The sequence below is a fragment of the Exiguobacterium artemiae genome (assembly GCF_033342815.1).
Lineage (GTDB): Bacteria > Bacillota > Bacilli > Exiguobacteriales > Exiguobacteriaceae > Exiguobacterium_A > Exiguobacterium_A artemiae_A.
This window is the reverse complement of the sequence record NZ_JAWPEN010000012.1, coordinates 36,137-56,429: the sequence shown is the minus strand read 5'-3', so window position 1 is coordinate 56,429 and position 20,293 is coordinate 36,137. Positions and strand designations below refer to the sequence as shown.

The 20,293-nt window shown below is 46.6% G+C and carries 13 protein-coding genes; 4 read left to right on the top strand and 9 right to left on the bottom strand.

What is annotated here, in order from left to right; translation table 11 throughout:
- Positions 1 to 36 precede the first annotated feature (36 nt).
- The 4 genes from R7V76_RS11775 to R7V76_RS11760 are packed head-to-tail and all read left to right on the top strand — an operon-like array spanning position 37 to position 4,023.
- Complete coding sequence (locus R7V76_RS11775) at positions 37 to 795, top strand: carotenoid biosynthesis protein (protein ID WP_318092653.1); 759 nt, start codon at positions 37 to 39, stop codon at positions 793 to 795.
- Positions 764 to 1,462, top strand: coding sequence for a lysophospholipid acyltransferase family protein (locus R7V76_RS11770; protein ID WP_318092652.1), 699 nt, complete (start codon positions 764 to 766; stop codon positions 1,460 to 1,462). The genes R7V76_RS11775 and R7V76_RS11770 overlap by 32 nt, the downstream gene beginning before the upstream one ends.
- Positions 1,459 to 2,535, top strand: a complete 1,077-nt coding sequence (locus R7V76_RS11765; protein WP_318092651.1) for a glycosyltransferase — start codon at positions 1,459 to 1,461, stop codon at positions 2,533 to 2,535. Before R7V76_RS11770 ends, R7V76_RS11765 begins: the two co-directional genes overlap by 4 nt.
- Before the next feature lie 15 nt (positions 2,536 to 2,550).
- Complete coding sequence (locus R7V76_RS11760; RefSeq protein ID WP_318092650.1) at positions 2,551 to 4,023, top strand: phytoene desaturase family protein; 1,473 nt, start codon at positions 2,551 to 2,553, stop codon at positions 4,021 to 4,023.
- Positions 4,024 to 4,455: 432 nt separating this feature from the next.
- Here the strand turns inward: R7V76_RS11760 and R7V76_RS11755 are convergent, their stop codons facing one another.
- The 9 genes from R7V76_RS11755 to addB form a co-directional block, all read right to left on the bottom strand.
- Positions 4,456 to 5,283, bottom strand: coding sequence for a phytoene/squalene synthase family protein (locus R7V76_RS11755; RefSeq protein ID WP_318092648.1), 828 nt, complete (start codon positions 5,281 to 5,283; stop codon positions 4,456 to 4,458).
- Positions 5,249 to 6,721, bottom strand: coding sequence for a phytoene desaturase family protein (locus tag R7V76_RS11750; protein ID WP_318092646.1), 1,473 nt, complete (start codon positions 6,719 to 6,721; stop codon positions 5,249 to 5,251). Before R7V76_RS11750 ends, R7V76_RS11755 begins: the two co-directional genes overlap by 35 nt.
- Positions 6,718 to 8,208 (bottom strand): phytoene desaturase family protein, encoded by a 1,491-nt coding sequence (locus R7V76_RS11745; RefSeq protein WP_318092641.1) that lies wholly within the window; start codon positions 8,206 to 8,208, stop codon positions 6,718 to 6,720. The genes R7V76_RS11750 and R7V76_RS11745 overlap by 4 nt, the downstream gene beginning before the upstream one ends.
- Positions 8,209 to 8,314: 106 nt before the next feature.
- Positions 8,315 to 9,313, bottom strand: a complete 999-nt coding sequence (locus R7V76_RS11740; RefSeq protein ID WP_318092640.1) for a class I SAM-dependent methyltransferase — start codon at positions 9,311 to 9,313, stop codon at positions 8,315 to 8,317.
- Between the two features lie 151 nt (positions 9,314 to 9,464).
- Entirely contained in the window at positions 9,465 to 9,845 is a 381-nt protein-coding gene (locus R7V76_RS11735) for a DUF1516 family protein (protein ID WP_290829981.1), read from the bottom strand.
- A 62-nt stretch (positions 9,846 to 9,907) separates the two neighbouring features.
- Positions 9,908 to 12,472, bottom strand: coding sequence for an ATP-binding protein (locus R7V76_RS11730; protein ID WP_318092639.1), 2,565 nt, complete (start codon positions 12,470 to 12,472; stop codon positions 9,908 to 9,910).
- Positions 12,453 to 12,830 (bottom strand): response regulator, encoded by a 378-nt coding sequence (locus tag R7V76_RS11725; protein WP_012369636.1) that lies wholly within the window; start codon positions 12,828 to 12,830, stop codon positions 12,453 to 12,455. Before R7V76_RS11725 ends, R7V76_RS11730 begins: the two co-directional genes overlap by 20 nt.
- Before the next feature lie 147 nt (positions 12,831 to 12,977).
- Entirely contained in the window at positions 12,978 to 16,529 is a 3,552-nt protein-coding gene (gene addA / locus R7V76_RS11720; RefSeq protein WP_318092638.1) for a helicase-exonuclease AddAB subunit AddA, read from the bottom strand.
- Positions 16,526 to 19,957 (bottom strand): helicase-exonuclease AddAB subunit AddB, encoded by a 3,432-nt coding sequence (gene addB / locus R7V76_RS11715; protein ID WP_318092637.1) that lies wholly within the window; start codon positions 19,955 to 19,957, stop codon positions 16,526 to 16,528. Before addB ends, addA begins: the two co-directional genes overlap by 4 nt.
- Positions 19,958 to 20,293: the final 336 nt, after the last annotated feature.

Genomic DNA, 20,293 nt, shown 5'->3' with positions numbered 1-20,293 from the left:
CTAATATCAGAATAGAAAGAGATGGAGGACGTACTCATGATGGATCGGTTTCAAAAGAAACTCTGGTTATTTTTTACGGTCTGGTTTTTTATCGGACTGATTTTAGTCGGTTTTTCCTTACTTCCGCCTTGGCTGGAATGGGCAAACGCTGTTTTTTTATTTGCATCGGGTTTATATGCTGCGCTGTATCTGTGGGATGTCGTACCGAAAGGACGTTTCATCATTCCTGTCATTTTCTTCGGGTCCATCATCATCGAATCAATCGGTGTCCATACCGGTTGGCCGTTCGGTACATATGCTTATGAGGCTGATTTTGGCGTCCAGCTGTTTGGTGTACCGGTTACGATTGGTGCTGCCTGGTTGTCTGTCATGGGAGCCAGCCTTGCCTTCTCAAGACGATTCCCGATTCGTTTCAACACTGTCATTTTAGTCCCGTTGTTTGCAGTCTGGCTGGATATGGCCATCGATCCGGTGGCTGCCAACGTCAAATCCTATTGGCTCTGGCAGGACGGCGGTTTCTATTATGACATTCCGACACAAAACTTTTTTGGTTGGTATGGAACGGCACTCTTTTTCTCGATCCTGATCGCCCGGTTTGAACAACAGTCTACCATCACAGCTCTTGAACGAAACAACCAGTATCTTTTTCTGATGCTTCATGCGCTGTTCGGTCTGACAGCAGGTGTCGCAGGACTTTACGGTGTCACACTTATCAGTCTTCTCGCTGGTATCACCTATTGGCTCACACAAGGAGGCGTGCGTTTTGCAAAAAGCAAACAAAAGCAAATGGGCTGAACATACTTTTCATTTATACGTAAAAGAACGCTTAATCCGAAAGCAGTTTCACCGTGTTCTGTACCGGGCAGATGATTTACCGACACCCGGCTTGATGCTCGCGACACACGGATCGTGGTGGGACGGAATGATTTTGTTTCATTTGGATCAAACAGTCCTGCGTCACGATCCTTACGTCATGATTGATCAGCAAGGACTGGAACGGTTTCCTTTTTTCACCCGTCTCGGAGGATTCTCGATCGATCGGAGTTCATTTGGAGAAATCAAGCAAAGTCTGCAGTATGCAAAAGAGCGGTTGGCGGACGGAAGCAGTGTCTGGATGTTCCCTCAAGGGGAGGAACGGCATCAAGAAAAGCGTCCGCTGCAACTCAGCAGCGGAGCGACACATCTTGCCAAAACAGCCCGGTCAATTTCCCTGTTTTCGTTTTATTATTCATTTGGTCATGAACAACAGCCGGACATCTACATCCGGACCCGGACCATTGAACTGCCTGCAGCGCGTGCTTCGGAACAGTTGCGTTATCTAACGGATGCGATGACCCGGCTGTATGATGATGTCCGGACTGACGCCGTTGAAGAACGCGTTGAATCGTACCGTGTATTGACCACAAGAAAGGAGCCACTTCCTGTGAAGACGGAACAATGGTTACGGGCAATTCGCACATGATCGTCATACTGTTTGTCTTTGCGGCTCTCGTTTGTCTCTACACGTTCATCAATCTGTCCTTTTTACCTAAACTAAGCGCACCTGCAGTTCCTCCAAGTCTTGCCATCTGTATTCCACTACGGAACGAAGAACGGAATGTCGAGAAACTGATTCATTCCCTCCGACAAGCGCTTCATCCGAATATGCACGTCTATTTATACGAAGACCGCTCGACTGACCGGACCCGCGATTTGTTAGTCCGGCTGGTCGGTGACGAAAATCAGTTCACGATCATCGACGGTCTCGACCTACCATCCGGATGGGCCGGGAAAGTCCATGCCTGTCATCAATTGGCACGGGCGACCCATGAAGAATACCTGTTGTTCTTAGATGCTGACATCACGCTGGCAGCAGACACGGTTCCCCGGCTGTACGCAACGCTTCAGAAAGAACAAGCGGTTTTCTTATCGGGCTTCCCGTCGTTCCCTGTTCCGACTTTTCTCGGAAAGTGTCTCATTCCGATGCAACATGTCTTGATCGCCCAACACCTTCCGATTGCTTTCCGGAAGGTCAAGCATCCCGCCTTTGCAGCAGCAAACGGGATGGTCGTGCTCGTCGAACGGCACGCTTATGAACAGGTCGGCGGACATCAGGCGATTCAAATGGCGCTCGTCGACGATTTGGAACTCTGCCGGACGTTCAAACAAAACAGCTTTACGACAACACTCGTCGACGTGGCTCCTTATGTCAGCTGTGACATGTATGCGACCAATCGTGACGTTTGGCAAGGTTTCCTGAAAAACGTCTTTCGCGGTATGAATGATTCCTATATCGCCGGGAGCTATTTCCTGCTGTTTTACCTTATCCAAGCAGCCGCTTTACCGCTTGTCCTCTTCTTCCCGTCAATTTGGACGCTCGGAGCCTTTCTTTTGATTATGATTGCCCGTTACCGCATCGATCGGAAGGCCATGATTTCCCATGCTTGGTTTTGGCATCCTGTTGCGTCCATTCTTTATGTCGTATTACTCGCGACGGCGATGATTCGAAGACTGAAGAAAAGGGAAATCAGTTGGAAGGGTCGGACATATTCTTAAGGAGGCTTCATTGTTATGAAACATATCGCAGTCATCGGCGCGGGACTCGGCGGTTTGAGTGCCGCCATCTCACTTGCTTCAAAAGGATTTAAAGTCACCGTCATCGAACGTAATGAACACATTGGTGGAAAGATGATGCCCATCACATCAGAGGGACACCGTTTTGATTTCGGTCCCAATACCATCACGATGCCTGAAATCTTTCAATCCGTCATTTTGGAATCGGGAGCAGATCCTGATGACTATTTCACGTTTGAAAAATTGACGCGTCATACGGTCAATCATTTTCCGGACGGACGTTCGTTGACATTTGCCAGCGGCCGTGAAGCGATGCGGACTGAAGTTGACCGTTTCACGAAGGGGCAACTTGCCAAAAATGATATTACGGGTTATCAAGATGAAGTCCGGGAACTGTACAATATCGCTAAACAACAATTTTTCATCAATATCGACTCTTATTTTAATTTTTCCTTATTGCGTGACATGACGAAGGTCCATCCCTTCAAAACACTTCACGGGCTACACAAAAAATATTTTAAAGATCCCCAGCTGATCCAAGCACTCGACCGCTATGCAACTTATATCGGAAGCAGCCCGTTTCAAGCGCCGGCAACATTCGGTTTAATTGCCCATCTCGAGCTGAATGACGGCGTTTATTTCACCCGCGGCGGAAATACGACCATTGCCGAAGGGTTTGCCCGTCGCGCCCGCGAACTTGGTGTTACTTTCCGCTTGGGAGACGAAGTGACGCAAATCGAAGTAACCAATCAGTTGGCAACCGAAATCGAACTCAACCATGTCGATTATCTGTCTGTTGATTTCATCGTGTTAAACGGTGACCTGCTCACCCAATATCCGCGGTTGATTTCAGAAACAGTCCGACCTGACTTCAAAAATCCGACTCCTGCGCAAATGGAGCCGTCGATTTCTGCTTATGTCCGGTGCATCGGACTCGGACGCCGGATTGCCGGACTTGCTCATCATAACGTCTTTTTCTCTTCCGATTATGAAGCCGAATTCGAAGCATTATTTAATCAACATCGCTACGCAGAAGAGCCGACCATCTACATCTCGAATTCCTCGGTCACGGCACCGGAAATGGGAGAAGCGGGTGACAACCTGTTTGTTCTTGTCAATGCTCCGGCTACCCACAAAGGATCTGCCGTTGATTTTGATACGTATGATAAAATCATCGATCAACGCTTGCAGCAATTCGGAATCGATATTACGTCTGACGTTTTATTTGAACAGCGGATCACACCGCAGGATATTGAACAGAAATTTTCAGCGTATCATGGTTCGCTGTATGGTCTTTCTTCGAATGGTACACGCGGAGCTTTCATGCGTCCAAGTAACCGTTCAAAGAATGTTCACAATTTGTTTTTTGCCGGTGGATCGACGCATCCCGGTGGCGGTAGTCCAATGGTGACGCTTTCAGGAAAACTGGCAAGCGAACGAATCGTGTCTGCCGTCGCTGCCTCCCTGTGAACGTTATGTGAATTGCATATCAATTACTTGTACGGACAACTTAGATTTGATACGATTACTTCGAGTTCAAGAGGTAGTGATTGACCCCACATCCTCAATCAAGCGCATGGTGACTTCCCCGAGTCAAACGCGTTTAGGAACTTAACATATCTGTTTCGTCTGAATCATTTGTTCAAGACCCACTTGTCCAATAGATACACCACTGTAAACGGTTCGGCATGACTTACGACGTTCCCCCTTAGATCGTCTCATCCCGATTCGTTTACGGACAGCTCAATCATCATCAGATCCATCCCCGTGGATCGCGACCTGTCTTGTTGGAACGATGTATCTGATTTTGTACAAACAGATTTCAGTTTAGACTCCCCGGTCTAAACTCCATAAAAAAAGACCTTGGTCCCCGCCAAGGTCTTTTTTTATGGAGTTTTTTCGTTAAATCGTAGCAAGTAACTTCATCTTTTGCCACCGGCTGACGTAAGCACGTTTTGTGAACACATCGTATTGATTGTCACGTGCTGCGTCGAGGATTCCCCGGTACAGTAAAGCCGCCACTTTCAGTGCACGACGGCTTTCTTTCGGATAGCGGTCAAACGAAGGCGTTGCTGCATCGTATAAGTGCTCAGCTCTTAATGCCAATGCTTCCCACAATCCGGCAAAGTCGCCGGAAGGAGTTCCCGCCAATAATGATTCCGTTGTCACACCGTACTGGTCCATCCAATCTTTCGGTAAATAGATACGTCCCCGCTTTGCATCTTCTCCGACATCCCGAAGAATATTGGTTAATTGCATCGCGATTCCGAGTTGAATGGCGGACTCCCGTAAATCATTTTGTTTCGGTGCAAGAATCGGCAACAGCATCAAGCCAACCGTACTCGCGACATAATAACTGTATTTCTCCGTCTCTTCCAGCGAGTGGTACCGATTTTTTTCGATGTCCCACCGCATACCTTCTGCCAGTTCTAAAAACGGCGTCTCATCCATCTCATACCGCTTAAAGACATCCGCAAGTGCAATCCATAAGGGTTTATTGATCGAGTGACCCGCCCGGAATAAACGAAACTCTTCCAGGAATTCCGTTAAGCTTTCTTTTGGTGTCGCTGACTCATCTACCGTATCATCGAGATGACGACAAAACGTATAGATGGCGTAGACTGCCATCCGATCTTGCTTCGGCAGTAAAGAGAAGGCTTTATAAAAGGTTTTTGATCCACCTTGAATCGTTTGTTCACATACTAGATATGCGTTCGTCACTGTATCCATTTTTCCACCTCATCTCTTGTTCCATTCGATTGACAAGTAATGTCGCTCCCATCATAACGATCGGAACGCCTCCACACGGATGGACAGATGCGCCTACTGCATACAATCGTTCAATATCAGCATAAGGTTTAGCTTGTGTTTTTAAAGCAGCCGATTGGCGAATCGTCGGTGCAATGCCAAAACTTCCGCCTTCATACAATCCAAAATCTTGAGCGTCTTGAGGTGTTCGTATTTTCATTTCGGTAATTTGACTTTGGAATCCAGGAAGATGTTGCTCAATTTTCCCTAAAATTTGATCAATAAATCCGTGCGCTTCATAGCTAGCCTGATCAAATCCACGTGGTGACGGAACCAATGCATAGACGACACTTGTACCGGATGCCGTCAACGCGTCATCAACCTTACTTGGATTGAATAAATAGACGGCAGGATTTTCCGGCAACTCATTTTTCTTGAAGATGGAAGTCATCAACGGTTTTAAGTCACTTGGCATTAAAAAACGATGGACAGGTAAATCAACTTTTCCGTCAATCTTAAAGTACAGCAGTAATGTTCCGCCGGACGGCACATACTTTTTCGGTTGCTTGCCTTCGACCAGATATTCCATCAATGGAAATTCTCCGTTCAGGACAACCGTATCATATGCGTACTCCTGTCCTGCAGCAATAAGTCCCTTTGCCTGACCTTGCTGGATCAAGACGCGATCGACCGGTTGATTGAACTTAAACGTAACGCCCCGCTTAACTAACGCTTCATACATCCGCTCGGCTAAAGAGAAGTATCCGCCTTTAACGTACCAGACACCCTCTTCCTGTTCCCGGTAAGGAATCAATCCATAGATGGAAGGCGTCGTGTAAGGATTGCCCCCGATGTAAAAGGTCGGAAAACTGTAAGCCATTCGCAGGTGTTTACTTTTAAAGAAACGTTTTAAGTGATCATGTGCCGTTTCCATCGCATGCATCTTCACTAAGGGCGCTAACATATCCGGGTGCAACAAATCCCGTTTACGTGAATATGTCCGCTCTAAAAATTTCGATACGCTGACGTCATAATCCTTTGCTTTTTGTTGCATAAATTCTTGGAAGCCGCGTCCTTCTCCGAATTGACGTTCAATTGCAATCGTTTGATCGACTACATCCGCTTGTTTTGTCACAATCGTTCCGTCGTCGAAATGAAGGTCGTATAAAGGATCAATCCGTTCCAACTCAACACCTTCAAGCCCCGCTTCTCTTAATTGTTCCTGCAGTTTTCCGGGCATCAAGACAATCGTCGGTCCCTGATCAATTCTTCCGCCTGTCTCAAAATCAACAGAGGCGAGTCGACCGCCTGCGCGTGATTCTTTTTCAAAAATCGTGATTTCGACTTCCGGATATCGTTTCGTTAGTAATAAAGCGGCGTGGAGTGTTCCGACACCTGCTCCGACAAATCCAATTTTCATTTTCCGACACCCACTTCTCTTGTCAATAAGTCCGCCGTGATCCGGGCTGATTCAAAGATGGTCGGAAGGCCGCTACCAGGATGCGTTCCGCCTCCAACCAGGTAGACATGCTCCAATTCTTCAAACCGGTTATGCGGTCTAAAGTACATCATTTGTGTTAACTGATGTCCCAAATTAAAAGTTGCTCCCTGGTGTACTCCCATCGCTTCCCAATCATCCGGTGTGAACATCTCTTCCACTTCAATCGCCGCTTCGACACCTGTATAAGGCGAACGGTGTTCCAGGGCATCGAGGACACGCCGGCGTAATTTTGGTCCTTCAATCGCCCAGTCAAGTTCAGAGTAATTATTCGGAACCGGTACTAACACGTACAACGATGATTTCCCTTCCGGTGCCAATGTACTGTCGATGATGGATGGATTTTGGACATAAAATGAAAAATCATCGGATAATTCCAGTGTCTGGGTCATCTCCCGGACATTTTTTTCATAATCATCGGCAAAATAGATCGTATGGTGCGGAGCATCAAATGATTTATTGACACCTAAGTACAGCATAAAGGTCGAACAAGAAAATTTCTTGCGGTCAATTTTCGGACGCGACCATTTTTTCAGGACACCTTCGGGAACAAGATGATTCATCGCATGGGCAAAATCTGCTCCGACGACAACATCATCGTATAAAACATGTTCACCGGACTCGAGAATGACGCCGGTCGCAGTCGTTCCATCTAAAATCAATTGACTGATTCCTGTATTGAGATGGACCGTCCCCCCAAGCTCTTCCACCGCCCGTTTCATGGCTTCCGGAATTTGATTCATTCCGCCGATCGGATGATGGACACCATACGCATGTTCCATATAGGACAAGATAGAAAAACCGCCCGGACATTCCCATGCCGACATCCCTAAATACTTCGCTTGGAAAGTAAAAGCGTACTTTAATTCTTCACTTGTAAAATAATCTGATAAGACATCGTATAAAGATCGCCCTAAGGAAAGACGCGGAAGCGCCGTGATGACGCGTGGAGACAGATAGTCCGTTAATTTATCGTGTTTCGTCTGTAAAATCGGCATCAGCTTCGCCAGCTTCAAGGCTTGTTCTGCCATGAAACGATCATACCCTTCACCATTTCCCGGAAAATGTTGCTCAATCGTCTGTTTCATCCGATCACGATCCGTTGTCATCGTAAAATGATCTTTCCCGCCGTTGAAATAAAGTGTGTACATGGGATCAAGTGCTTTTAAGTCCAAATAATCCTTCATATCCAAACCGATACTCGTAAATAAGTTTTCTAGGATATGCGGCATATTTAAAAAGGTAGGACCCCGATCAAACTGGTAATCCCCAACCTGCACGCGAGAAGTTCGGCCTCCGACAATCGGTTGTTTTTCATATACGGTAACATCTATTCCTCTACCTGCAAGCAACATCGCACAAGCGAGCCCTCCAGGTCCTGCTCCAATAACGGCTACACGCTGCTTCACACGAATCTCTCCCTTTTTTCTCTACTCGTTTTAACTATTATACTAATCACATACTACTCCCCACAAATTTGAACTGCCCTAAAACTGTAAAAACGCCAAGCTTCCCTTAGGAAGTGGCGTTTGCAGTCACAATATACCAGGCTCCTTCTTTTAAAAATGGTGAAATCGACACATTTTTAAAACCTGCAGCATGAAGTTGTTCTGTTAGTTCTTCTTTACCCGGCAACGGATAAAGATTTTCATGTAACGTCATGAACGCATTGAATGCGGCAGAGAATGGCGCACCGTGTTCACTGCCACGTAATGGCGTGACTAAAATGACCATTCCGTCATCCTTAACGAAACGCCGCACCCCCTCGAGAAGACGAAGACGTTCTTCCTTCGGGAAATAATATAAGATGTTATTCATCATGACGCCGTCATATGTTTCTTTGACATCAAAAGTTTTAATATCACCGACGGTAAAGTCGATTTCACCGGTCGTATCCCGGCGTTTCGCTTCCGCGATGACTGATTCTTCAATATCAATTCCTGCTAATCGCAATTCAGGTAAAGCTTCGTGAATTTTACGTAAGTAACCGCCGTAAGCACAGCCGATGTCTAGCAATGATGTCACGTTTTGACTGCGGATGATATGACGGACGGCAGGAAACGCAACGGTCTCCACTAATGCAGATGTTTCCGCCACAATGTCGCCGTGTTCTTCCCCATCGAACTTTTTCTGCTGGCCATGTTCCAAAAATTGTGGATAAGAGAATAACGCAGGCAGATGCAGTTCCATCAATTCGGATAACATAAAGCCGATACTTCTTTCATCTGTTTTCGATAATTCCGGCAATACGTGACGTGTAGCTGTATATCGTAAGTCTTTCTTTTTCAGATGTCCTACCGCCAATCCGACTTCAAACCAACGGGATAAGGCTTCTGTCGTCAATGGTTGCTTGAGACGGACCTGAGCCTCAGCTTGCGTCGCCCCTGATCCCAGTACATCAAAGAGACCGTATTTATACCCGATGTAACCATGCCATAAAGGTAACACAGGTTCAGCTCGTTTCATCCACTTTCTTGCCCGGAAAACTTTCGTCCATTCTTTCAACTGTGCCACAAGCGTTCCCCTCTCGACTGCGTAATATATCCCTTTTCCCAAATAACAACAGTTTGTAAACACAAAAAAACACACGTTCCTCTTCATGACGAGAAACGTGTGTGTAATCCGATCAAACGGATTGTCTGATCAAGGATTGACAGGAATTAGTTTAAAAGAATTGCATACCGTACGGTAACGAATATCCGAGGAAAATCGTTACGAGGACGAGTACCGCAAATCCAAGCAGGAAACCAGAATAGGATTTCCCTTTTTTAAGACGAACAAGTGTCAGTTCTCCAAAAATCAGGACAAGCAGACCGGCTGTGATTTTCGCATGGTACAAGCCGTCCGGATTAGCAGACTGTCCCATGATCGTGATGTAGAGATAAAGACCGGTCCCAAACGTCAAGAGCAATAAGAGACGGAATGCCATGTGAACGCCTTTCGCGGCACTTTTTCCGTTTTTATACATCGAGAACGCAACAAAAAATGTAACCAGCAGTAAAACCCATAATAAAACGTGTGTGTGTACAAATGCAGTAATCGGCATTTGATTTCCCCCTTTGTTCATTCTTCATTTATCGTATCTGATTTTTCGCTTCAGACATAGTATTATTTTTCCGACATATCAAGCCCGTCAGAAACCACCATGTATTCCTGTACACTCTGCGGCAGCTTGACAGTAAACGTGCTTCCCTGCTTTTCGACCGACTCGACTGTAATCTCTCCATCATGCCCTTCGACGATTTCCTTACAGATGGCAAGACCAAGACCGGTTCCGCCAATTTTCCGGCTGTCTGAATTATCGACCCGGTAAAATTTATCGAATAACTTCGCCAAGGCAGACTTCGGAATTCCGATTCCTTCATCTCGTACTGCAAACTGGACATGATGATGGTCCGCTTCCAACACGACTTCGATGTTACCGCCGAACGGAGAGTACTTGACGGCATTGTTCAACAGATTATTCATCAGCTGCTTCATTTTTTCCTCATCCGCTTCAATCAGAGGACAAGCATCGGTCAGGGAACGGAACGTGATTGTATGGTTCGTTGTCGATGCCGCGTAGAATTGCGTCGTTTCTTCTAACAGCGGTTGTAGATCCAGTAATCCTTTTTGATAGGATTGAATTCTCGCTTCCATCCGTTGGACATCCAGAAAATCATTGACGAGATTCGATAAGCGTTCCGTTTCCGAATGAATGGTTTTTAAATACTTATCTTGTTTCGAAAGATCCATCTTCCGGTTCAGCATCAGTTCCGTAAAACCGTAGATCGAGGATAAAGGTGTACGTAGTTCATGCGAGACGGTCGAAACCAGTTCCGACTTCAGACGGTCCATCTCGGTTTCCTTCGTCACATCACGCAAGACAAGCATCGTCCCTTTTCGGATTCCTTCGACTTCAATCGTTTCCACATAAAATTGAATGAATACGACTTGCTGATGGATCGAAAATTGCAGACTGTCCTTCGGAACTTCGCCTCGCAAAATACCTTCCATGTACCGGGCAAAGATTTCAGGTTCATCGACCACCGCCCGAATCGTGTTAAGGCATCCTTGCAGCGTTTCGTTTTTGGTCGTGCCATATTGAAGCTCCGGAAATAAATCGTACAGCGGACGATTGACGAACACTTCGTCTTTTCCCGGTTCAATATAGATGACCGCTTCGCGGATCGAATCCAAAATGCGTTCGGTTTTTGTTTTTTCACGGTTCATCTCATCAAATAATCGCATGCGCAACAGGGAAAGAGACAACTGGCGTGAAAACGACATGATGTCGCGCATCTGTTCATTTGTAAACTGATCCCGGTAACGAACAAGATAAATGAACGCAATGGCTTCTTCCGATGCTGGATCAAAAATCGGAACTGCCGTCTCATACATATAGTACGGATACGGCAACGGATGATCGCTCGCAACTTGCTTCGAGGAATGAACGGCTTTTTTTAATGACTCAGCACGTTTCAACAAAGACAGATCGCTTCCGAGCAACCGTTCTGACAGTTCTTCCGTCATCCCGTGCGTTACAATCGAATACGCAGATCCTTCATCGACAAACACGAGGGCTCCGATTTCGGAATCCGTAATGGCAATCAGCTTTTCAATGATTTCCGGGTATGCCGTCAAGGCTTCCCGAGTTGCCAACGTTTCTGTCAAATCATTGCGATATTGCAGATGTTGTTCATTCCGAATCGTTAACTCAAGAGCTTCCTCAAGTTCCTGTTGCTGCGCCTGCAGTTCTTCCTGCTGTGCCTGCAATTCTTCCTGTTGCGCCTGCAGTTCTTCGTTTTTAGCCAAGAGATGCTGTTTATTATCTGAGATGGAACTCGCCATTTGATTGAATGACAAAGCCAGAACTCCGATTTCATCTTTCCGGCCGGATATTTTGACATGTTTCATATCTTCGCCGCCGGCTAGACGCTGGCTGTTTTTAACGAGTGACAACAGCTCTGCCGTAATTTTCCGGATGAACGGATAGACGAAGAAAATCAAGACACCGACTAATACGATGATGTTCGACAGCCAAATCAATTGGGTCGTCTGAATTTCCTGCTCCAACTGGCGGCTCGTTTTATCCGACCAGTCTTCCAGAAAGTCCCGATACCCGCCAAGCGCTAACTCGCTTTTGTTGATTTCCGATAACACATCAATGTTTCCGGAAGCGTCTAATTTAATTTGTCCATTTGCCAGCAACTCTTTACCGAGCGGCAACGATGTTAATGTCTTCCCTTCCAAAAAGGATTCCGTGACCGTTCCGGATGACTTCGCTTCCACATACGATTGAATCAACGGCAAAATCGCTTCAAAATAATAAGCATAGAGTTCACGTGAAGAACGCGCATAATCTTTTCCTTGCTGATAAATCGCATTTTCTTCAAACCAGCGTGTCTGCTCATCGATCGTTTTGCGTTGATTGATCATCTTCTGATAAATATCCTGATCCCCAATCAGCGCATACCCCCGCATGTTGAACTGCAAATCCTGCCACTCTTCCCATAGTGCACCCGCACGGACGCTGCGCTCTCTGATGTCTTCCAGTTTTAATCGGGTTTCCTGTAATTTTGTATCCGTATAAGTATAGACAACCAGCGAAGAAATCATAAGTGTCGTTAACACGATATAAAAGGAAGCCATTAACTGGCGTCCGATTTTTCGATTAATCCACTGGATGATCACTCAATATTCCTCCTACGACATCAATCAATTCGAGTGGACTGAATGGTTTCGAGAAGAAATAATTGGCTCCGATCTCTTCCGCCCGTTCTCGATCAGATTGTTGACTTTTTGCTGTCAACATCATGATTTTCAAGTTTTGTTTATCTGGATGACGTCGTACCTTTTCGATGACTTCGATCCCGGTCATTCCAGGCATCATATAATCCAGTAAAACAAGATCATAGTGCTGACTCATGATTTTCTGATACGCTTCATCACCATCTGTCGCTTCGTCAATCGTATACCCTTCGTCTTCTAACGTATCGAGCACCAGCATACGTAATACATCTTCATCTTCCGCTAATAAAATCCGTGCCATCTATAAAACCTCCTATGGTATCCGGTTATTCTTTTACATACCTTCTCATTTTACACAGTTCTTTCATATTTAGAAATGAAAATCGTCTGACGAATCGGTTCTGCTCACTGAATATGTGAAAGAATCGGTTCGTCAGACGAAAGATCATCAGTAAATTTCAATCACTTCATGAAGAGCAAACGCATAAATCAGTTTCCGGCTGATCCGGATGTTCAGGATGGCTTCCAGTGCCTCCTGATATAAATTCAACTGGGTCGCATATCGTGTCCGCAACACGTCAGCTTGATTTTGATCGTCGGTCGTTTCAAAGACCTGGTCCGATTTATAATCGAGCAGAATATACGTGTCTCCGTCTTGAATCAGACAGTCGACAATCCCTTGCATGACGGCTTGGTCACTCGGACCGTGCCAATCGGTACGGAATCTGGCTGAATCGATTTTATAGGTGAAGGGGAGTTCCCGGTACACCTCTCCTGTCAGAAGACGTTCCTCAAATAACTGCCCGATATCAGAAGCAAAGAACGTCGTTAGTTCAGGAATAGCTTCCCGCATCGTCTGTGCCTCTAAACTCGAAATACGTTCCGCCTGTTCCCAGTCGAGAATCTGTTCCTCAAATGAACGACCGGATTCGTAAAGCTGCATGGCTAAATGCAAAACCGTCCCACGTTCAGCACCGGTCAAGGTCGGACCTAAAAATTGCGGAGTCCGGTAATAGGTCGACTGACGATGCGTCGATTCGAAGGCAGCCCGTTCTAACTGTTCTGTCCGTTTCAACTCCGTCACGGTTTGTTTCGCCGCGGTATCCGTTGCGACCTGATACGGATACTGATATGCAAAAGCAGCTTCAATCTCAGCATTCAGCGTCTCGTCACCGGCATGATCAATTTTTTCAAGAACACGGACGTGTTCAAGTTGTTCGACCATCTTGGTCAGTTCTTGGTACGGGGCAATCTCATCGAGCGCGATGACCCGAAATGACCAGCGCGGACCCTCTTCGCTCAACAGGAAATTACGCAGGACAGCTGGTGCCACCCAGTCCGCATATGTCTTGGCATTCCGCCGATCCATTTCCGGCAATAAAAGCTCATCCAACGGTTGATCCTGCCATTTGATCAATTGATCTTCCAAACCTTTAATCGCTCCGACAAGAATCAACTTTTCCTTCGCCCGTGTCATTGCGACGTAGAGAACACGCATCTCTTCCGCCTTCATTTCCCGGTCCATTTCCCGGCGGATGACTTCTTTAAGAAGCGTACCGGAACGCAGCCGTTTGACAGGATCAATGGCATCGAGGGCGATACCATACGTCTTGTGGAGCTGGATTGCCTGGATTTGATCTTGTTTATTAAACTGCTTGCCTAACTGGCTGACAATCGTTACGGGGAACTCCAGTCCTTTCGATTGGTGGATCGTCATGATTCGGACAACATCTTCGTCCTCGCCTAACGACCGGGCTTCCGAAAAATCTTCCCCGCGTTCGACCAGACGATGAATCAGACGTAAGAAACGGTATAATCCCCGGTAGCCGGACGCCTCATACTGATGGGCGCGTTCGTATAAAGCATTTAAATTCGCCTGTCGGCTCCGTCCGCCGTTCAGACAACCGACGTATTCAAAGTAGCCGGTTTGATCAAACAAGGAACGGATCAGGCTCGCGAGCGACTTTCCGCGCGCTTCCGTCCGCCAGTGTTGCAGTTGATTAAGCGCTTCGTCGACACGCAAACCGAGCGGTGTCTGTTCTTTCGCCACAAGTATAGCGGCTTCGTAAAACGACCCGTCTTTTGATTTAGCACGAATTCGTCCTAAATCCCGATCCGTCAAACCGAAAATCGGTGACCGCAAGACACTGGCGAACGGGATGTCTTGCAACGGATTATCGATTGTCTTGAGCAACGACATCATGATTTGAATCTCAGTTGCTTGGAAATAACCACCCGTTGTATCCGCATAAACCGGCAGTTCATATTGTTCAAAAACGTCGACGAGTGCCTGAACCCGCTTCCCCCTCGATCGGACGAGGACGACGATATCACGGTATTCGCACTTCCGGAATCGTTTTTGTTTCGCATCAAAGACAAGATAGGGATTCTCATCGTTTACCATCTCGATGATCCGTGTCGCTATGACTTGCGCTTCGAGTTCCTCTTTGTTCGTATCGGTCTGGTCGACTAACAGCAATTCGGGATCAACTTGAGTCGAATCAACATATCCAAGATTCCCTAACCGCAAGTAAGCCGCTTCATCATAATCAATTTCTCCGACGGCTTCGTCCATGACTTGACGGAAAATATGATTGGTTCCATCCAAGACTTCCAAACGGCTCCGGAAATTTTTCGTCAAATCAATGCGTGTCCCGACTTCGGTTTGTTGGAACCGTTTAAACTTATTCAAAAACAATCCCGGTTCGGCATGACGGAATTTATAAATCGACTGTTTGACGTCGCCAACCATAAACAGATTCCCGGTGGCCTCATCTGATTTGGAGACAAGCCGCAGGATCCGTTCCTGTACTTCGTTTGTATCCTGGTACTCATCGACTAACACTTCGATGAAACGTTCTTGAAGGAGACGGGCGACATCCGTCGGCTCCCCGTCCTCTTCCAGGATTGCTAATGCAAAATGTTCAAGATCAGAAAAATCTATGATTCCCCGCTGTTGCTTCGCTTCGAGATAAGCTGCCGAGAAACTTCGAACGAGCGTGACAATCATCTCGACATGCCCCAGTTGCGAACGTAAATCCTCCAGATAATCGACTCCGTCTTTCTCAACAAACAAATCCCGCATTTTTTTGAGATCACTGACAAGACGCGTCCGCTCTGTCTGGAATTTTTTCATCTCCTCGTCTCCACGGATTCCTTTCCAACGGCCGAACTCGACAGCTTGAAAAGCCAGGGCGACGGTAGTCCAACGATCCTGTTCCGGATTAATCCGCCGGACCGGGGCGACATCCTGCACTAACATATCTGCCATCTCGTCGTATCCGGACTGTCGCAGGCGATACGATAATTCCATATACCGATTGATGACCGGGGCAACCCGTTCCCATTCCAGTTCAAATAATCGTGTCAACAGACTGGATTCATCCGGGTCGATCGGTTGATCGTATTGAGCAATCAAATGGTCATAAAATGCTTCCGGGTCTGGAAGTGATCGAGAAAAACGGTATAAATTCGAAATAAGCGTCAACATCGCCTGATCGTCCCGATCCGACGTATAGCTATCGATCAGTTCATAAAATGCCGGATCCGCCGAAGCATAGAAGCTCTCAAACACTTCCTCCAACACGTCATCCTGCAGTAATAACAGCTCTGCTTCCTCGGCAATCCGAAACGCCGGATCAAGACCGATCCGGTAATAGTTTTCACGTAAAATCGATAAACAAAAAGAATGAATGGTCGTAATTTGAGCACGATTCATCATTTGCCGTTGTTTCTTTAAATAAAGATCATCCGGTGCAACTTTGATTTTCGCTTCGATGGCTTCGATGACACGCGTCTTCATCTCTTTTGCTGCTGCGTTCGTAAACGTCGCGACCAGAATTCGGTCCGCTGTTAATGGATCCTCCTGATTGATGACACGTTGCGTTAACCGCTCTACTAATACTGCTGTTTTTCCGGAACCGGCGGCGGCGGATACTAAAATATGCCCGCCTCTCGCATCGATTGCCCGTTGCTGTTCATCCGTCCACTGCACACTCATTCCGTCTCCTCCTTCAACCGTTCCAAGACTTCTTTTTCCGACAACGGATTTAATTGCCGGTAGTCGTTTCCGAGAGATTGATCAAACTGGCAGACGGAACGATACTCGCAGAATGTACAAGGCGTCCGCTCCTGATAATCAAACGGATCAATCGCAATGTCTCCTGCATACATCGATTGACTGCTCGTCTTCAACTCATCCCAGGCATGATCCATTAATGCCGTCAATTCCTCTTCTTTGACGACACCTTTCGTATGTGACTTATGAAGACCGGTTTTGGTGAATGTTACTTTGACGAGCGGCGATTTTTTACGTTCATCGTATGCAATCTGATCCATCGCCCGTAATACTTCATCATTTTCAACGATAACCCCTTGCATTTGGTACGACTCGAGTAGTAACCGGTTCCGCTCGATTTCGTCCGCCGACAAATCTCCGCGCATCATCGGATTTTTGACGTGGAAGTACAGGGCCCCGGCCGGTTTAGCCTGCTGATTAAATAAAACTTCCGACTGTTCAACGACGGTTTTTAGATACAACAGCATTTGAATCGCCAAACCATAATAGATTTCAGCAAAATCCAGCTCTTTGGCGCTCGATTTATAATCGACGACCCGGACGTATAACTGATCACCGATCGTCGCCTGATCCACGCGGTCAATTCGGCCTGTAAATTCAATTTCGGTGCCATCCGGTAACGTGAATCGAAGCGGCGGGAACATGGCGTTCCCAAAACTGATTTCAAACAAATCAGGTTCGAACTCGGAACGTTCCGCTTGTTTAACAAGCATTTTGGCTGTCTGCTCGACGACATCTGTTAATTTTTTCTTGATGTAACCAAAACGGTTCGAACTCATCAAAATCGCATTTTGAATTTCCGGCGTCACTTTCTCGACAGCTTCTTTCGCAAGATTGCTGCACGATTGGTCATCCAGTTCACGCCAGCGTTTTCCCGAGGCTTTGATGTTCATCGACAAATCATTGAGAGCTCCGTGGAACAGGTTCCCGATGTCCGGCGCTTCGAATTTATATAATTTCCGTTCTTTTAACCGCAATCCGTACCGGGCAAAGTGTTTATAGGAACAGGCATTGTAGGTCTCAAAGCGGGAGACGCTGGCTTTGATCGTGTCACCGTACAGATTGCGTGCCAAATCCTCCGGCAACGGCTCTGCCTGGTTTTGATAAAACAAGGCGTTGGAGAACAGTGCCATCCGTTCGCGGCCTCGTCCATTCTCAAGCAACCGATTATACACATCAAACCAGGACAGTTGAATCGGATAACGACGTTGCAGCCGTCTCAACTCGATTGCCGCTGCTGCTGCTGCCCGTTCCGGACTCGTCACGAACTGAAGCTGATCATCCGGCGCATGATCCCCTGCTTCTGCAAAGTATGTTTTTACCGGACGATCCTGCAACAGTTGATGTTTGATCTGCTTAACGATTGATGCCGGCTGAAGTGCCTTTCCGTCCTCATCCACAAGTGCATAACTAATATGCAAAGCTTCACTTGGTGCCGTCACCCCTTGATAGAGGTAATACAATTCGTCGTCAAATACATCCAAGGATGCTTTGCCTACCGGAATACCCTGATCATGCAGGAAGTCATGATCGCCTTCTGACAATAGTTTAGACTGATCTTCCACGAGCGGAATCAATCCGTCGTTGGCACCGAGTAAAAAGACCACTTTGACCTGTTGTAAACGTCCGCGGACATAATCCGTCGCAATCACTTGATCGAGCGAAGGCGGGACCAGTGAGAAGCGGAGACTTTCAAGCCCGGTCTCGACCATTTGGACAAACAGTTCCGTTGTCAGCGTAGCTTCAGGTGCTGCAGCTTCCAACTGTTCAAAGAGATGCAGTACCGCTTCATACACTTGATCATGTTCACGTGCCTGACTGAGTTCGTTGACTTCAAGCGCTTGTTGCTTCCACGCCGTCAACCGGTCTGTCAAATGATGTTCCTCCAGGAAGCGGTACAAAGCGCGTGTATATTCACTCATTGTTTTAGAGGCCTTGAATCGCTTTTCAAGCGGTTCGATTGCCTCGACCAGGAATTGACGCCATTCGTTCAGTTCGAGTTCCTCTTGTAATTCCGCATCCGTCAAACTGATTTCATCGGCTAAACGGCGCTTCAGTTGCCATGTTTTTTTCCACATCGAACCCTTGATTCCACGCTCAAGCACAAATGTTTCCAGGCGATCAAGTGCTAACCGCGGATCTTCTGCCGGAAGTGAAATCAGTTCTGTTTTCAGCAGACGAAAAACAGACTCTTCCCGGTAACCCGTCATCACGATTTCAAGGACGGCATGGACTAATTCGACGATCGGGTGATGTACCATCGATTCCCGTTGATCCAAAAAGTACGGAATATCATACAGTTGAAAAGCGCGTTCCAAGTGATCGGCGTATGGCTCCAGGTGACGGACAAGAAAAGCGATATCCTTAAAACGATATCCGTCATGACGCACGAGTTGAATGGCCTTTCTGACGGCGGCTTCCGTCTCGACTTGACGGTTGACGGCAGCAGAAACCGTCACTCCAGTCACCTCTTCATCCGTTGCCGGGTAGCCGGGCGACAGAAGTGCTTGTTCGAGCATCCGCAAGCCTGTGCTCTGAAATTTAACGGTCTGTCCGTAATAAATGTCTTCATGCGCAATCTGCCGCTCTTTCATCTGTTCAATCAACTGCATGTAACAGCGTTGTGAAACCCCAAACTCAGACTGTTTCGTATAAACGTCTTCGACATCGAGTGTAAAACTCAGGTGCATGTCTTTCGTCAATTCCATCAATCGGAGCAAAACTTGCTGTTCCTGCAACGAAAATTCATAAAAACCGTCCACGAATACAGAAACGTCGCTCAAATCAGCTTTTGGCAACAGCTCGATCAAGGTCGTAAAATAATCGTCGGCATGAAGGGCCTTATCTGAGATTCGTTCAGTAAAACGTTCATAAATCAGGGCTAGATCATTTAATTTCGGTGAGCGTTCCGGTGACGCTCCACTGATTTGACGTAGCATATCCGGATTTACTAAAGAACGTTTAAACGAGGCAATCAATTCGTCTAATCCTTTGTAAAAGCCGGGCATGTTTTTCGTCCGTTTAAAGATTTTCAATTCTTCTTCCGCCTCTTCAACGACTTGGCGTAATAATAATTGTGTTCCCGTTTCATCTAAAAACGGAATCGCCTGGTTTCCGTAATCCCGGATCATGTGGAACGCAAACCGCCGTAAACTCATGACTTCCATCCGGACAAGACCGGACAGCCGAGGATCCGTCGCAATACGCCGTTCCATCTCAAAGGACATCTGATCCGGTACGATGAAATAGATCGATGGACCAAGTGGTTGTTCGGCCAACTGATCGATTACCCGTTCAATTAATTTCGTTGTCTTACCGGTACCGGCACGACCTAAATGCATATAATTCATTCTGCCAGATCAGCCTACACCCATGATTGTCACCCTGGGCAGAACTGATCTCCACCTCCTTTAATTAGTATTGAGGCGTTTTGTTCTGTTCTTTTCTCCTCATATTAAATGAGTGCTGAAAATAGCAGAAGAGACCTCGCGTGCAAGACGTAGCATATGTATGATTATCTCACAAATACGAACAAACGTCCGTTTTAAATTGAGATTACATTTTTTCTATTTGTGCTCGTCCGATCGAATTTACATCATTTATCGATTGATTCGTGTGGAGTTGCAAAAAGCGGGTAAAGATTGAGATAATGGTTGTCTTCATCAGACTGAACAGAAAGAGGGACA

What these genes read in the sequence shown, in the direction of transcription:
- R7V76_RS11760 (WP_318092650.1), top strand. Translation starts at nt 2,551, where the DNA reads ATGAAACATATCGCAGTCATCGGCGCGGGACTCGGCGGTTTGAGTGCC.
- R7V76_RS11725 (WP_012369636.1), bottom strand. Translation starts at nt 12,830, where the DNA reads ATGGCACGGATTTTATTAGCGGAAGATGAAGATGTATTACGTATGCTG.
- addA (WP_318092638.1), bottom strand. Translation starts at nt 16,529, where the DNA reads ATGAGTGTGCAGTGGACGGATGAACAGCAACGGGCAATCGATGCGAGA.
- R7V76_RS11765 (WP_318092651.1), top strand. Translation starts at nt 1,459, where the DNA reads ATGATCGTCATACTGTTTGTCTTTGCGGCTCTCGTTTGTCTCTACACG.
- R7V76_RS11775 (WP_318092653.1), top strand. Translation starts at nt 37, where the DNA reads ATGATGGATCGGTTTCAAAAGAAACTCTGGTTATTTTTTACGGTCTGG.
- R7V76_RS11750 (WP_318092646.1), bottom strand. Translation starts at nt 6,721, where the DNA reads ATGAAAATTGGATTTGTCGGAGCAGGTGTCGGAACACTCCACGCCGCT.
- addB (WP_318092637.1), bottom strand. Translation starts at nt 19,957, where the DNA reads ATGAATTATATGCATTTAGGTCGTGCCGGTACCGGTAAGACAACGAAA.
- R7V76_RS11735 (WP_290829981.1), bottom strand. Translation starts at nt 9,845, where the DNA reads ATGCCGATTACTGCATTTGTACACACACACGTTTTATTATGGGTTTTA.
- R7V76_RS11755 (WP_318092648.1), bottom strand. Translation starts at nt 5,283, where the DNA reads ATGGATACAGTGACGAACGCATATCTAGTATGTGAACAAACGATTCAA.